Raw genomic sequence first — 14,478 nt, forward strand, 5'->3', positions numbered from 1 at the left:
AGCCGTCACGCGGGCGCGGTCATTCCTTGCGCCCGCCGCCGAGCATCTTCTCGATCTCGAGCGCGCCGATCGGCTTGCTGAAATGATAACCCTGCATCTCGTCGCAATTGTTCTTGCGCAGGAAGGCCACCTGGTCGTCGGTTTCGACGCCTTCCGCGATGACCCTCAGGTTGAGCTTCTGCCCCAGTGAGATAACGGCGCTGGCAACAGCCTGGTCGTTCTCGTCCGCGGCGAGATCGTTGATGAACGACTTGTCGATCTTCAAGCGTGCGACGGGAAAAGTCTTCAGCGAGCTCAGGCTGGAATAGCCGGTGCCGAAGTCGTCGATCGATATCTGCACGCCCAGGGCCTGGAGTTCGTTCATCGTGGAGACCGCCAGATCGACATCCTGCATGATCAGGCTTTCGGTGACCTCGAGCTCGAGATAGCGGGCCTCGAGGCCGCTGTCCGCCAAGGCTTTGACGACACGAGCGACAAGGTTCTTCTCGCGGAATTGCCGCGCGGACACATTCACGCAGACGGCGATCGGCGGCAGTCCGGCATTCTGCCAGGCCTTGTTCTGCCGGCACGCCTCCTGCAGCACCCAGTCGCCGATCTGCACGATCAGGCCCGATTCCTCGGCGGTCGGAATGAACGTCCTGGGCGACACCATGCCTCGTGTCGGATGCTTCCAGCGGACCAGCGCCTCGACCGCGAAGATGCGCCCCGTCCGGAGATCGAGTTGCGGCTGATAGAGAAGCATGAATTCCGAACGCGCCAAGGCGTTTCGCAACTCCTCCCGGAGCACGAATTTCTCATGCGCCCTGATGTTGAACTCGGGAGCATAGAACTGGAAATTGTCGCGGCCGAACTCCTTCGCGCTGTACATGGCCGCATCGGCATTGGCCAGCAGCGCGTCCAGGCTGGTTCCGTCCTTCGGGTAGTTTGCCACGCCGATGCTGGCGGTGGTCCTCAGCCGGTGCCCTCCCAATTGAATTGGAGCCGCGATCGCAACCTGGATCCTGCGCACCATCTCGGAGGCGTGATCGAGGTTCGTCGGCTGGTCGGACAACACGACGACGAATTCGTCGCCGCCGAGCCGCACGACGGTGTCCGACGGCGTGACGCACTGGACCATCCGGCTGGCGACGGTCTTCAGCAGCTCGTCTCCGGCGTTGTGACCGAGCGTGTCGTTGACCAGCTTGAAGTTGTCCAGATCGATGAACAGGATCGTTATCCACCGGCCGTAACGCTGGGCGTAGAGGATCGACTGCGATAGACGATCCTCCAGCAGCGCGCGGTTGGGAAGCCCGGTCAGCGCATCGTGGTTGGCCATGAAATGGATCTGCTCCACGGAAAGCTTGCGCTCGATGGCGATCCCGGCGATGTGCGTGGTGAATTCGATGAGCTTCCTTTCGGCGGCCGTCGGTTCGCGTGCGGTCATCGAGTACATGGCGAAGACGCCAAGCACCGCGCCCTGATGGGAAAGGATCGGCGTCGACCAGCACGAACGATAGCCATAGGGCGCGACCAGATGGCGATAGCCTTCCCAAAGCGGATCCTGCGTGATGTCGGTGACGAACACCGGCTCCCGGCGGTAGGCGGCGGTTCCGCACGATCCCGCCTTCGGACCGATGGCGCTGCCGTCGATGGCGCTCGTATAGTCTTTCGCCAGGCTGGGCGCCGAGCCGTGCCGCAGGCGGCCGCTCTTGTCGAGCAGGAGCACCGATCCAAATATCGCGTGGAGCTGGGATTCGACCAGCAGCATCAGCTTATCAAGAACGTCCTCCAGCGGCGCGCCCGTCGCGATCATTTCCAGAATGTGAGCCTGCCCGTCGCGGAGGACGTCGGCCCGCTTGCGGGCGGTGATATCGTGGGCGATGCCGAGCAGGCCGAGAGTCTCGCCGTCCGAATTGCGAAGGGGAACCTTTGTCGAGGACACCCATTTGCCGGCGCCGGAGGCATCGACAACGAATTCCTCCTCGTCGATCATCGGTTCTCCGCTGCGCAGTATTCTCTGTTCGCTATCGTGAAAACTGCGCGCCATCTCCGGGGCATGGAGATCGAAATCGGACAGGCCGATCATGTCGCTGGTCTTTTCCCGCCCGCTGTCGGTGGCAAGCGCCTTGTTGGCGACCACGAAGCGGCCATCGGCGCTCTTGATCCATAGATAATCCGGCACCCAGTCGATCAGCGCCTGCAGCGAGATCCGCTCGTCGGCGAACTGCCGGCTGGCGATGAGTTCCGTGATGTCCTCATGCGTGGCCACCCAGCCGCCGTCGGGCATCGGCTGGTGGCGGACCTCGATCGTGCGGCCATCGCTTAGTCTGGCGTTCCATGTTCTGGGCTCACCCGCTTTGTTCACCGACCGGGCCGCCTCGAGATAGGCGTCGGTCGGCATGACCGAGGTGCCGGCAGCCACGCGCAGTTCAATGATTTCGCGCAGCGTCATGCCCGGCTGCAATGCGCCTGGCGCAATGCCGTAGATCTCCGCATATCGGCGGTTGCACAGAATGATCCGTTCGTCGACGCCGAAGAAGCAAATGCCGAGCGAGATGTTGTCGATGGCCGTCTCGAACCGCAGCGCCTGGCTTTCGAGCGCAGTGATCCTGGCGCGAAGCTCCCGCTCGAGCGTTTCGTAGGAAGCTGTTGCCAACTTTGCCAGTGCGGCCAGTTCGGCCCTCTCTGGCGCTTCGTTGGCCCCTCTTGATGGTTTGGTGGCCAAGCAGAGTTCCTTCGTCCCAATGCCGGGAAAACAACAAGGCGGTCCGCGGCAGCTAAAGGCTGCGATATCTTGCCCATTACATACTAATGGTAGGTGAACGCACGCGGGAGACAGCTGGAAGCTGCACAACGTGACCGGCTGTGGTCTGGGTTCTCAAGATAACAAGCCTGCATGGATGGCCAGCGGATTGCAGACGACCGGCTCTGCTAGGCGCCGCGCAGGCGCGAGACTTGCTCGAATTCTTTGGGCTGGCGGCCCATTGTTAGGAACCGGGCGGATCAACTATTGCTAATGCAGTCGCGCAAAATATGGATGCTTTGGCTGAGGCTACTTTCCACACTCAGTCCATATGGGCCGCCGGCGCGGCACCGGCCGGCGCCGCCTTGGGCTTGCGCAGCAGGAACACGAACGGGATCGCCAGCAGCGTCATCACCATCAGGATTTTGAAATCGTTGACGTAGGAGATCATCATCGCCTGCAGGTTCACCGCCCTGTCCACTTGTGAAAGCGCCATCGGATCGCCGCTGGCCGCCGCCGGGGAAGCGGCCCAGAGGTTCGGATTATAGGGATTGATGAAGGCCGCGAGCTCGCCGTGATTGATCTGCGTGTTGCGCACCATGAGCGCCGCGACAACCGACACGCCGATCGAGGAGCCGAGATTGCGCACCAGGCTGAACAGCGAGGTGGCGTCGGTGCGGTAGCGCTCGTCGAGCGTGGCGAAGGCAACCGTCGACAGCGGCACGAACACCATGCCCATGCCCAGGCCCTGGACGATGCCCGACGTGATGATCAGCCAGTTGTCCATCTGCGGCGTGAAGCTCGCCATCGTGTAGAGCGATTGCGCGGTGAGCAGAAAGCCGATGACGACGAGGATGCGCGCGTCGATCCTGTGCATGATGCGGCCGACCAGCAGCATCGAAATCATCGTGCCGACACCGCGGGGGCCCAACACGACGCCGATGGTCATGGTCGGATAGCCGAAGATGGTCGCCAGCATCGGCGGCAGCAGCGACATCGAGGCCAGGATCAACACTCCCATGACGAAAATGAAGGCCAGTCCGGTCACGAAATTGCGGTCAAGGAAGATCTTGGGATCGATGAAGGGATGCTCGGCCGTCACCGTGTGAATGATGAACACCCAGAAGCCGGTGAGCGACAGGCCAAGCTCGATCCAGATCTCGGCCGAGGAGAACCAATCGACCTCGCCGCCGCGGTCGAGCAGGAGCTGCAGCGCACCGACGCCGAGCGAGATCATGGCGAAGCCGAAGAAATCGAAGCCGCGCAAGCGCCGGGCAACGGCGGGCAGATAGGCGGCCATGCCAAGGAAGGCGAGGATGCCGACCGGCAGGTTGATGAAGAACACCCAGCGCCAGTTGAAATTCTCGGTCAGCCAGCCGCCGAGCGTGGGTCCGAGGATCGGCCCCAGCATGATGCCGGCGCCCCAGATGGCCATCGCCTGGCCATGGCGCTCCTTCGGGTTGATGTCGAGCAGGAAAGTCTGCGACAGCGGCACGATCGCGGCGCCGAACACGCCCTGCAGCAGCCGGAACAGCACCATGGTCTCGAGGCTCCAGGCGAGGCCGCAGAGCATGGAAAAGATGGTGAAGCCGACGACGGCGGTGAGAAACAGCTGCTTGCGGCCGAGGCGGTCGGCAAGCCAGCCGGTGACCGGCGTCATGATCGCGGCCGCGACGATGTAGGAGGTCAGCACCCAGTTGATGTTGTCGGGCGAGGCGCCGAGATCACCGGTCATGGTCGGCAGCGCGACATTGGCGATCGTGGTGTCGAGCGCCTGCATGATCGTGGCCAGCATGAGCGCGACCGTGATCAGGCCGCGGTGGGGCACTTCCTTGAAAGGTTCCGGCGTGCTCATGATGCGAAATTTCCGTGTCGGAAGCGCTTCAGCTTCGATCGAGCCGCTTGGCGGCTCGGCTCAAATGCCGATCCTTCCCACTCAAACAATCAGATCCCTGTTCACCGCGCGCTTCGCCGTCCTTACTGGTCGTGCTCGCTGGCGGTGGCGTGACCGAAAATCCAAGGCAGCCCGCGCGCCACGCCCGTGTCGACAGTAACCGTCGCGCTCATGCCGGTGCGCAGCGCCATCTTGGCGTCGGGGTCGGTCAGTTCGAGGCGCACCGGAATGCGCTGGGTGACCTTGACCCAGTTGCCGGTGGCGTTCTGGGCGGGCAGCAGCGAGAACTCGGCACCGGTGCCGGCGCCGATCGCCTTGACGGTCGCCTCGAAGGTCTTGCCCGGATAGGTGTCGACCACGATCTCGGCCTTCTGGCCCGGCTTCATGTTGGTGAGCTGGGTCTCCTTGAAATTGGCGTCGATCCAGGTGTCGCCGGTCTCGACCAGCGCAAACAGCGGCGTGCCGACGCCGACATACTGGCCGACCTTGAAGGACGACGCCTGATACACCACGCCGTCGGCCGGCGCCTTCACCGTGGTCTGCGCAAGGTCATAGGCGGCCTTGTCGCGCGCGGCCAGCGCCGACATCACGGTCGGATGCCTGTCGGTCTCGATATCCGGATTGCCGCCGAGCGCCGCCTTGGCGCTGACGATGCCCTGCTGGGCCACGGCCAGCTGCTGCTTGGCCTTGTCGAGGTCGTTGCGGGCCTCGTCGAGCGAAGACTTGGCGTTGATGCCCTTCTGGGCGAGATCGGCAGCGCGGTCATATTGCGACTGCGCGTAGTCGACCTCGCTGCTGGCCGATTTTTCCTGCGCCATCGCCTGGCTGTAGGCGGCGCGCAGCTGCTCGACATTGAGCCGCGCGGCGGCGACCGCCGCATCGGCCTCGGCCAGCGCGATCCGATAGGGCTCGGGATCGATGACGAAGAGAAGGTCGCCCTGCTTGACCGTCTGGTTGTCGCTGATGCCGACCTGAACGATGCGTCCCGCCGTATCGGAGGCGACGGAAATCCTGGCCTGCTCCAAATTGGCGTTCTCGGTTTCCTGGTAGCGGCCGCCCGTCACCCAGACATAGACGCCGCCGGCAAGCAGCGCCAGCGGCAGCGCGATCATCAGCAGGAAGCGGCCGGTGCGTTTCTTCTGCGGCGCCACGGGCGCCGGCTGCGGCGCGGGCGCCACGGAGGCAGGCGCCGCCGGTCTTGCCGGCGCTTCCAGTTCAAGCTTGGTCACGTTCTCGTCCATCTTGGCTGCCGCGTTCATGCTGCTCGCCCTTCCGTGTTCTTCATCTTTTCCAACGACGACGCTTCGCCGTCCGTCAAATTCTGCACGATCGCATCCAGGACCCGGATCAGAATCCGGCGATCTTCCGGCGACACGCCGGCCAGCGATTCCTCATAGACTTCGCCGGCGAGGCTCTTCACCTCGGCATAGGCCGCGTTTGCCTTCTCCGTCGGGAAGATCATGCGCACCCGACGGTCGGTGGCGTCGGGGCGGCGCTCGATCCAGCCACCCTCCTCCATTCGGTCGACCAGACGCGAGACGCTGATCGGCTCGATTTCGAGAAGCTCTGCGAGGCGCGCCTGGGCGACGCCCGCTTCCTTGGCGACGCGCACCAGGAGCCGCCATTGTGCCGACGACAGGCCGAGCCCACTGGCGCGCGCCTCGAAGCGCTTGCGCATGAGGCGCTGTACGTCGTGGATCAGAAATCCCAATCTTTCAATGCGTTCGGAAACCATGAGCGGCATATATAATAAGCGTGCTTACTATTCAAGAGGGATGCGCCGCTCCAAAAGCCGGAAAATGGGCATGATGGCGATGTATCACCATCGTGGTTAGCGACCGGTGAAGACTGGCGGTCCGCGGTGCCGCACCTTGAGGCGATGCATTCATGACAGGGCCTCAACTGTCTGAAACTTCACCCTGTTTTTCGCCGCACGCTAGCGCCGGTCGGCATGTTCATGATACAGCTGATGACAAGGATCGGGGGATCTATGCAATGCCGACGCTCTATGCGCTGAAGCCGGCTTTCCAGGACAGGCTGCGGCCGTTGACGGACAGGCTGGCTGTCATGGGGGTGACAGCCAACGGCATAACGCTGCTGGCCGCGCTCCTCTCCATATCGGCTGGCGCAATTATTGCGGCCTTCCCGGGCTGGGGCGCGCTGCTTTTTCTGATCCCCATCGTGCTTTTCGTACGGATGGCGCTCAACGCCATCGACGGCATGCTGGCGCGAGAGCATGGCCAGGCCTCGACGCTTGGGATGTATCTCAATGAAATCTGCGATGTCGCGTCGGACCTGGCGCTCATCCTGCCGTTCGCCGCCTTCGGGCAATTTGGCGCCGGCGCTGTCGTGGCCTTCGCCATCACGGCCATGCTGACGGAGTTCGCCGGGGTGCTCGGCATCGCCGCCGGGATCGGGCGTAATTATGCCGGGCCGCTCGGCAAGAGCGACAGGGCGCTGGCGCTGGGCATCGTCGCGGTGCTGTTTGGCGCCGGACTTTGGCCGGCAGTGATCACGCCCTTCGTGTTTCCAGCCATGGCAACGCTTTCGCTGCTGACCGCCATAAACCGGATACGAGCCGGCCTTATTGGCCGCATTGGCTGAGCATTGAAGCCGGCCATGCCGCCCGAGGGGAAGACAATGTTGCACGAACAAATCGCCGCCGGGGCTGCGGAAACCCTTCCGCGGCAACCGCAGGAGCGCGTCTTCCACAGCCATGACGGCACCGAGATTTTCTATCGCTACTGGCCGGCCGTATCGGCCCAGGCCAAGGGCGCGATCGTGCTCTTCCATCGCGGCCATGAGCATGGCGGACGCATGGCGCACCTCGTCGACGAATTGCGAATGCCGGATTATGCCTTCTACGCCTGGGATGCCCGCGGCAACGGCCGCTCCCAAGGCGAGCGCGGCTATGCGCCGTCCTTCGCAGCGCTGGTACGCGACATCGACTGCCTGATGCGCGAGATCGCGGCCAGGGACGGCTTTGCCACGCAGGACACAGCGCTCATCGCGCAGTCCTTCGGTGCCGTGCTGGCCGCCGCCTGGGTGCACGATTATGCCCCGAAACTGCGCGCCATGGTGCTCGCCTCGCCTGCCTTTTCGGTCAAGCTATACGTGCCGTTCGCGAAGGAGGGCATCGCGCTCTGGCAGCAGATCAAGGGGCGGTTCTTCGTCAATTCCTACGTCAAGGCGAAGTACCTCACGCACGATCCGGTTCGCATCGCCTCCTTCGACAGCGACCCGCTGATCACGCGGCCGATCGCCTCCAACATCCTCGTCGAGCTCTATCAACATGCGGCGCGCATCGTTGCCGATGCCCGCGCCATCACCGTGCCGACACAGCTGCTGTTGTCGGGCAGCGACTGGGTGGTGCGCCACGCCCCGCAGCACGAATTCTTCGTCAACCTCGGCAGCCGCGCCAAGGAGCGCCACGTGCTGCCGGGCTTCTTCCACGATACGCTCGGCGAGCGCGACCGGGCCAAGGCGCTCGACCTGGTCCGCCCATTCCTCGAAGGGCAGTTCGCGAAGCCCGTCGACACCGTCGACCTTAAGCAGGCGGACATTGCCGGCTACACGCGCGACGAGGCGGATCTGCTGGCCTCGCCGCTCGGCCGGCTGTCGCCCAAAGGCCTCTATTGGGCGTTGAGCCGGGCCTCCATCCGGATCGGCAGCTGGTTCTCGCGAGGCATGAAGGTCGGCGTCGGCACCGGCTTCGATTCCGGTTCGACGCTGGACTATGTCTACGAGAACGAGGCACGCGGTCTCGGCCCGATCGGCCGCGCTGTCGATCGCGTTTTCCTCGACGCCATCGGCTGGCGCGGCATCCGTCAGCGCAAGCTCAACCTCGAGGAGCTGATCGACTCGTCGCTTCGAACGCTCAAAGCGGCCGGGCGGCCGGCGCACATTCTCGACATCGCGGCCGGACACGGCCGCTATGTTCTCGACGCGATCGCCAAGAGCCCGGACCACCCGGCCAGCGTGCGCCTGCAGGACTATTCCGAACTCAACGTCGAGTTGGGGCGCAACCTGATAGCCGAACGGCAATTGCCGCCAAGCGTTTCGTTCCACCTGGCCGATGCCTTCGATGGCGACGGGCTCGCCGCGCTCGATCCCGCGCCCGATCTCGCCATCGTCTCGGGCCTCTATGAGCTCTTCTCCGACAACGCGCTGATTGCCCGTTCGCTCAGCGGTCTCGCCCGTGCCATGCAGCCGGGGAGCCTGCTCATCTACACCAACCAGCCTTGGCATCCGCAGCTCGAAATGATCGCGCGCAGCCTGACCTCGCATCGCGGCGGACAGGCCTGGGTGATGCGGCGGCGCACGCAGAGCGAAATGGACCAACTCGTCGAGGCTGCCGGCTTCGAAAAGCTCGACCAGCGCATCGACCAGTGGGGGATCTTCACCGTCTCGCTCGCAAGGCGGGTTTAGGACGGTCCAGGCATGCCAACCGGTACCGAGGCGCAGCGCCTTCAAGCCTCCACAGCAACTCCCGAGCCCTACAGCCGGATCGTCGTCCGAGCAGCGCTCTGGCTCGCCTTCCTGGCGCCGTTCTTCTATTCGACCTACGGCTTCGCAAACTGGCTGGCCTCGACGCGCGACCATGTCGGCAGCATCGTCTTCTCCTGGGAGCACGCGGTGCCGTTCCTCGCCTGGACCATCGTGCCCTACTGGTCGATCAACCTGTTCTACGGGCTGTCGCTCCTGCTCAACGGGAGCAGGCAGGGTGTCGACCGGCTGGCCGGCCGCTACCTGGCCGCGCAGATCGTCGCCGTCGGCTGCTTCATCCTGTTTCCGCTGACTGCGACCTTCGTGCGCCCGGCAACGAGCGGAGTGCCAGGTTTCCTGTTTGCCGTGCTCGGCGGCTTCGACAAGCCCTTCAACCAGGCCCCTTCCCTGCACATTGCGCTTCTGGTGATCATCTGGGATCACTGGCGCCAGCGCCTCGGCGGGATCCTCCTGCCGATCTGGCACGGCTGGTGCTTCCTGATCGGCGCCTCGGTGCTGACGACGTGGCAGCACCATTTCATCGACATCCCGACCGGCGCGTTGCTCGGGTTCCTTGCGCTGTGGCTGTTTCCGGCCAAGGGCGAGCTGCCGCTTGCCGGTTTCCGCCTGACCGCCGATGCCAAGGCGCGGCGGCTTTCCCTGTATTACGCGACGGGTGCTGCCCTCGCTCTGGCCGGCGCCGCCATCGGCGTCTTTTTTTGCGCTGTCGCGCTTGTCCTTTTGTGGCCGGCGCTGGCGCTGGCGATCGTCGCCTTCGGCTATGCCGGAGCCGGCGCCAAGGTGTTCCAGAAGACAGCGGACGGCCATGTGTCGCTGGCAAGCCGTGTCGTGCTTTGGCCCTATCGCCTGGGCGCCAGACTCAACGTTCTGGCATGGACACGCAAGCTGCCGCCGGTAGTGGCAGTCAGCGACGGCGTCTTCCTCGGACGTTTTCCCGCAGCCGGCGAAGCCAACCGCTTCGGCACGGTGATCGATCTTGCCGCCGAGTTGGAGCGGCCGCGTGGGGCCGTGGGCCGCTGGATCAGCCTCCCCATGCTCGACCTGCTGCCGCCGCCCGCAGACAGGCTCGACCAGGCGGCGGGTGCGATCGAGCCGGCGCGCAGGGAAGGCACGGTGCTCGTCTGCTGCGCGCTCGGCTTCCAGCGCAGCGCCACCGTCGTCGCCGCATGGCTGGTCGCCACCGGCCGCTCGCGTACGCCGGCGCAGGCGCGCAGGCAACTCGCCGCGTCCGGTCGTCCGGTGCATCTTCAGATCGGACTGGACGAGCCGGCATGACGGACGGCGCCTATCGGGAACGGACCGGCCGGTTTGCGGCCATGCTGGTGAAGCAGGCAGCATGGCCGGCTGCCGTCGTGATCGCCTGCGACAGTGTCGCGCCGCTGGTCGCCTCGGCGCGCGGCGCGTTCCAGGCACCGCTCGCGGTGCTGGCGCTTTTGGTGGCCTCGGCGAGTGCCGTCGTGGTGCTGGGGCTTTCCGCGCTTCTCGTCTTCGACGCGCTGCTGTTCCGGCTGATGGCAACTCATGACGACGAGGTTTCCGGAGGCGCCGCCGTCGACGACCTTCTGGCGCGCATGCGGCTGAAGCCCGCTCCGGCCAACAAGCGCCCCCTCGACGACCGTATCGCCGGCACGCGCCGCCTGCTCACCCGGCAGCGGATCGCCTTTGCGATCTTCGTCGTTGCGTTCCTGACGGCCGGTTTCTGGATGCCGCGATGAGCAGGCTCTCGCTCAGGACATTCACCTTGTTGCAGACGGCGACCTCCGTCGGCCTGTCGGCGCTGGCCTGGGCGGTGACCGGCGTGCGCCCGATCTGGAGCGGCAGCCAGCCGTCGGAGCGGCAGCGCATCTATTTCGCCAACCACACCAGCCATGGCGATTTCATCCTGCTGTCGGCCTGCCTCAGCGAGAAGGAGCGGGCCATCACGCACGCCATCGCCGCGGCCGAATATTGGGGCAAGTCGCGGCTGCGCCGCTTCATCGCTGAGGACATGCTGTCCTCCGTGCTGATCAGCAGGCAATGGACCAGTCCGGAAGAGAACCCGATCTCGGTCATGCTCTCGGTGCTCGACCAGGGCCACTCGCTGATCATCTTCCCGGAAGGCACCCGCAACATGAGCGACGAGCTGCTGCCGTTCCGCTCCGGGCTCTACAATCTGTCGATGGCGCGCCCGGACGTCGAGCTCATCCCCTGCTGGATCGAGAACATGTCGCGCGTGCTGCCCAAGGGCCAGTTCCTGCCGGTGCCGCTGCTCTGCCGCGTCGTCTTCGGCGCGCCGGTGTCGGTGGCGCCGGGCGAGGAGCGCCGCGCCTTTCTCGAGCGCGCCCGGGCCGAACTTCTGGCGCTCAATCCGCGCCCCGAACGAGACGATTGATGCGCCACGAAATCAGCATACTGATCATCGGCCTTTTCGTGGTGCTGAGCACCGCCAGCGTCACCTCCGGCATCCTTTCGATGCGCGCGCCGAAGCCGCTCAGCGCGACGCTCGTCAACCTCACCCAGCGCATCAACGCCTGGTGGGTGATGGTGGCGCTGATGACGGTCGCCTTCTTCTTCGGCCGTTACGGCATGACGATCCTGTTCGCGCTGATCTCGTTCGCGGCGCTGCGCGAATTCGTGACGCTGACGCACAGCCGCCGTAGCGACCATTGGGTGCTGCTCGGCATGTTCGGCATCGTCATACCGGTCCAGTACTGGCTGGTGTGGACCGCCTGGTATGGGCTCTTCGTCATCTTCATCCCGGTCTATTGCTTCCTTTTGATGCCGGCGATCACGGCGCTGCATGGCGACACCGAACGCTTCCTGGAACGCGTCTCGGCTCAGCAATGGGCGATCATGATCTCGGTCTACTGCGTCAGCCACGTCCCTGCCCTGCTGACGCTCAACGTGCCGGGTTTCGAAGGCCGCAACCTTCTGCTGATCGCCTTCCTGATCATCGTCGTGCAGGGCAGCGACGTGCTGCAGTACATCTTCGGCAAGCTGTTCGGGAAACACCGCTTCTCGCCGACGGTCTCGCCGTCGAAGACCTGGGAAGGCCTGATCGGCGGACTGGTCGCGTCGAGCCTGCTCGGCGCGCTGCTCGCCTTCATCACGCCGTTCTCACCGCTGCAGGCCTCGGCCGTCGCCTTCATCGCCTGCGCGATGGGATTCCTCGGCGGGCTCGTCGCCTCCGCGATCAAACGCGACCAGGGCGTCAAGGACTGGGGCCACCTGATCGAGGGCCATGGCGGCATGCTGGACCGCACCGACAGCCTGGTCTTCGCCGCACCGATCTTCTTCCACATCGTGCGCTATTTCTGGACGGTTTGATCCGCCGGCTAGATCCGCCTGCGCATCAGGAGCGTGACGACGAAGAAGGCGCCGAGCGAGCTGGTGATGATGCCGATCGGCAATTCCTGCGGCGGCAGCAGCGTGCGGGCGAGCAGATCGCTGGCCAGCAGCAGGATCGCGCCGAACAGCGCGCAGACTGCAATCAGCGGCCGATGCAGCGGACCAGCCAGCGGCCGGCCGAGATGCGGGATCATCAGCCCGACGAAGCCGATGACACCGGCGACCGCGACGAGGATGGCAGTGGCCAAGGCGGCGACAAGGAACGTCGTCCGGCGCATGCGCGCCACCGGCACGCCGAGGCTTTCGGCAGCGCTTTCGCCGGCGAGGAAGGCGTCCAAGCGGCGGTGGTTCCAGAGGCCGTAGGCGAGGATGATTCCGGCGCCCAGCGCCGCCAGCCCGATATTGTCCCAGCGGGCAAGCCCAAGCCCGCCCATGGTCCAGAACAGCACCGAATGGGCGGCGCGCTGGTCGCCGGCGAAGACGAGATAGTTGGTAAGCGCGGTGAACATGAAGGATACGGCGAGCCCGGCAAGGATCAGCCGCTCGGGGCCCTGCCCCCTCACCCGTGAGACCAGGAGCAGCACGATTGTCGCCGCCAATATGCCGCCGGTGAACGCCGCCACCGGCAAGGTCCATATTCCAAACCTGTCGCCGAAGGCGGTGATGACCGAAACGGCGCCGGCAGCGGCGCCGGAGGAGAGGCCGAACAGGAACGGATCGGCTAGGTCGTTGCGGCTGACGGTCTGCAGCAGCGCACCGACGGCGCCAAGGCCGGCGCCGACCGCGATCGCCAGCAGGGTGCGCGGCAGCCTGAGGTCGACGACGATGCTGCCCACGGGTCCGGGAACGGCGGGGCCATCCAGCCCGGCGGTATGCGCCAGCGCGCCGAGGACCTCGCGCAAAGGTATCAATGTCGAGCCATAGGCGATCGACAGCAGGGCGAGCGCGACCAGGAGAGCCGCGCCCAGGGCTATCGACAAGACGAACGATCGGTGGTGTAGATTCACGTCGTCAGGCGATCCGTCAACAATAACACTCCCAGCTCAGCTCAAGACCTAAAACGCTTCCGGATGCATGGCCCTGGCGATCTTGCCGATCGCTTCGATATTGGCGGGACCGGGCGTCAGCTCGGCGTAGCGCAGTGCCACGAAGCGCTCGTTCTTGACGGCGTCGGTCTCTTTCATCGCTGGATGGGCCTTGAGGAAATCGAGCAGTTTCTTGTAGCCGCCGCCGTCCTGGTAATCGAGCAGGATGAGGAATTGCGGATTGCGCGAGGCGACCGTCTCCCAGTCGGTGTTGCCCCAGCTCGTCTCCATGTCGGCCATGATGTTCTCGCCGCCGGCGGCTGCGATCATGGCATTCGGGATGGCGAACCTGCCGGCGGTGAAAGGCTTGTCCTCGCCGGAATCATAGAGGAAGACGCGGGTGCCCTTGGCGTTGCCAATTTTCGCCGTGATGTCGGCGAGCTCGGCCTTCCAGCCAGCGACGAGCTTTTGAGCATCGGCCTCCTTGCCGAAGATCTTGCCCAGCTTCTCGACGTCGCCATAGAGCAGGTCCATCGAGGCGGCAGGTCGGTCCTTGTCGAGGTGGACGCAGCTTTCGGTCAGCACCAGCGTCTTGATGCCGTGCGGGGCGAGTGTGTCCGGCGTTACCTCGCCGCCCGGCTTCATGCCGTAGTACCAGCCGGCGAAGAAGAAATCGGGCTGCACGGCGATCAGATTCTCGAGCGTCGGATATTTCGGCGCGAGTTCCGGGATCGAGCCCTGCGCGGCCTTGAACTCCGGCCCGACCTTGTACCAGCCGGTGATGCCGGTGAGACCGACGATCGAGGACTGCAGCTTCAGCGCGAAGGCCATCTCGGCCATGTTGAGGTCGTGAATGACGGCACGCTTTGGCGGCGCCTCGAAGGTCAGCGGCTTGCCGCAGCTGTCGATGGTGACCGGAAAAGCGAAGGCCGGCGAGGCGGCGAGCAAAAAGGCAAACGACAGCGCGATGCGTTTCAAGGGACAGGTGCTCCTTTGTTTGGACA

General features: G+C 64.7%; 12 protein-coding genes. 6 read left to right on the plus strand and 6 right to left on the minus strand.

Going from position 1 to position 14,478, the window contains the following annotated elements; translation table 11 throughout:
- Positions 1 to 19 precede the first annotated feature (19 nt).
- The 4 genes from EJ074_RS04700 to EJ074_RS04715 form a co-directional block, all read right to left on the minus strand.
- Positions 20 to 2,833: an EAL domain-containing protein gene (locus EJ074_RS04700; RefSeq protein WP_245454794.1), complete on the minus strand. Its 2,814-nt coding sequence runs from the start codon at positions 2,831 to 2,833 to the stop codon at positions 20 to 22.
- 211 nt (positions 2,834 to 3,044) lie between these two features.
- A complete protein-coding gene (locus tag EJ074_RS04705; protein ID WP_095807514.1) occupies positions 3,045 to 4,577 on the minus strand; it encodes a DHA2 family efflux MFS transporter permease subunit in 1,533 nt (510 codons plus the stop codon).
- 122 nt (positions 4,578 to 4,699) lie between these two features.
- Positions 4,700 to 5,875, minus strand: a complete 1,176-nt coding sequence (locus EJ074_RS04710) for an HlyD family secretion protein (RefSeq protein ID WP_095807515.1) — start codon at positions 5,873 to 5,875, stop codon at positions 4,700 to 4,702.
- A complete protein-coding gene (locus tag EJ074_RS04715) occupies positions 5,872 to 6,351 on the minus strand; it encodes a MarR family transcriptional regulator (RefSeq protein WP_095807710.1) in 480 nt (159 codons plus the stop codon). Before EJ074_RS04715 ends, EJ074_RS04710 begins: the two co-directional genes overlap by 4 nt.
- A 260-nt stretch (positions 6,352 to 6,611) precedes the next feature.
- Between EJ074_RS04715 and EJ074_RS04720 the strand changes: the two genes are divergently transcribed.
- From EJ074_RS04720 to EJ074_RS04745, 6 genes are read left to right on the plus strand one after another with little or no spacing between them, the layout of a single operon-like run.
- Positions 6,612 to 7,220: a CDP-alcohol phosphatidyltransferase family protein gene (locus EJ074_RS04720; protein WP_095807516.1), complete on the plus strand. Its 609-nt coding sequence runs from the start codon at positions 6,612 to 6,614 to the stop codon at positions 7,218 to 7,220.
- 36 nt (positions 7,221 to 7,256) lie between these two features.
- Positions 7,257 to 9,044 carry a bifunctional alpha/beta hydrolase/class I SAM-dependent methyltransferase gene (locus EJ074_RS04725; protein ID WP_165349852.1) on the plus strand — a complete coding sequence of 596 codons (1,788 nt, stop codon included), beginning with the start codon at positions 7,257 to 7,259 and terminating at the stop codon, positions 9,042 to 9,044.
- A gap of 12 nt (positions 9,045 to 9,056) precedes the next feature.
- Complete coding sequence (locus tag EJ074_RS04730) at positions 9,057 to 10,397, plus strand: phosphatase PAP2/dual specificity phosphatase family protein (RefSeq protein ID WP_095807518.1); 1,341 nt, start codon at positions 9,057 to 9,059, stop codon at positions 10,395 to 10,397.
- A complete protein-coding gene (locus EJ074_RS04735; protein WP_095807519.1) occupies positions 10,394 to 10,837 on the plus strand; it encodes a hypothetical protein in 444 nt (147 codons plus the stop codon). Before EJ074_RS04730 ends, EJ074_RS04735 begins: the two co-directional genes overlap by 4 nt.
- Positions 10,834 to 11,493, plus strand: coding sequence for a lysophospholipid acyltransferase family protein (locus tag EJ074_RS04740; protein ID WP_095807520.1), 660 nt, complete (start codon positions 10,834 to 10,836; stop codon positions 11,491 to 11,493). Before EJ074_RS04735 ends, EJ074_RS04740 begins: the two co-directional genes overlap by 4 nt.
- A complete protein-coding gene (locus tag EJ074_RS04745) occupies positions 11,493 to 12,428 on the plus strand; it encodes a phosphatidate cytidylyltransferase (protein WP_095807521.1) in 936 nt (311 codons plus the stop codon). Before EJ074_RS04740 ends, EJ074_RS04745 begins: the two co-directional genes overlap by 1 nt.
- A gap of 8 nt (positions 12,429 to 12,436) precedes the next feature.
- Here EJ074_RS04745 and EJ074_RS04750 read toward each other — a convergent pair whose 3' ends face one another.
- Positions 12,437 to 13,423 (minus strand): iron ABC transporter permease, encoded by a 987-nt coding sequence (locus tag EJ074_RS04750; RefSeq protein WP_095807711.1) that lies wholly within the window; start codon positions 13,421 to 13,423, stop codon positions 12,437 to 12,439.
- Positions 13,424 to 13,504: 81 nt separating this feature from the next.
- Positions 13,505 to 14,452 carry an ABC transporter substrate-binding protein gene (locus tag EJ074_RS04755; protein WP_095807522.1) on the minus strand — a complete coding sequence of 316 codons (948 nt, stop codon included), beginning with the start codon at positions 14,450 to 14,452 and terminating at the stop codon, positions 13,505 to 13,507.
- Positions 14,453 to 14,478 lie beyond the last annotated feature (26 nt).

The sequence above is a fragment of the Mesorhizobium sp. M3A.F.Ca.ET.080.04.2.1 genome (assembly GCF_003952525.1).
Taxonomy (GTDB): domain Bacteria; phylum Pseudomonadota; class Alphaproteobacteria; order Rhizobiales; family Rhizobiaceae; genus Mesorhizobium.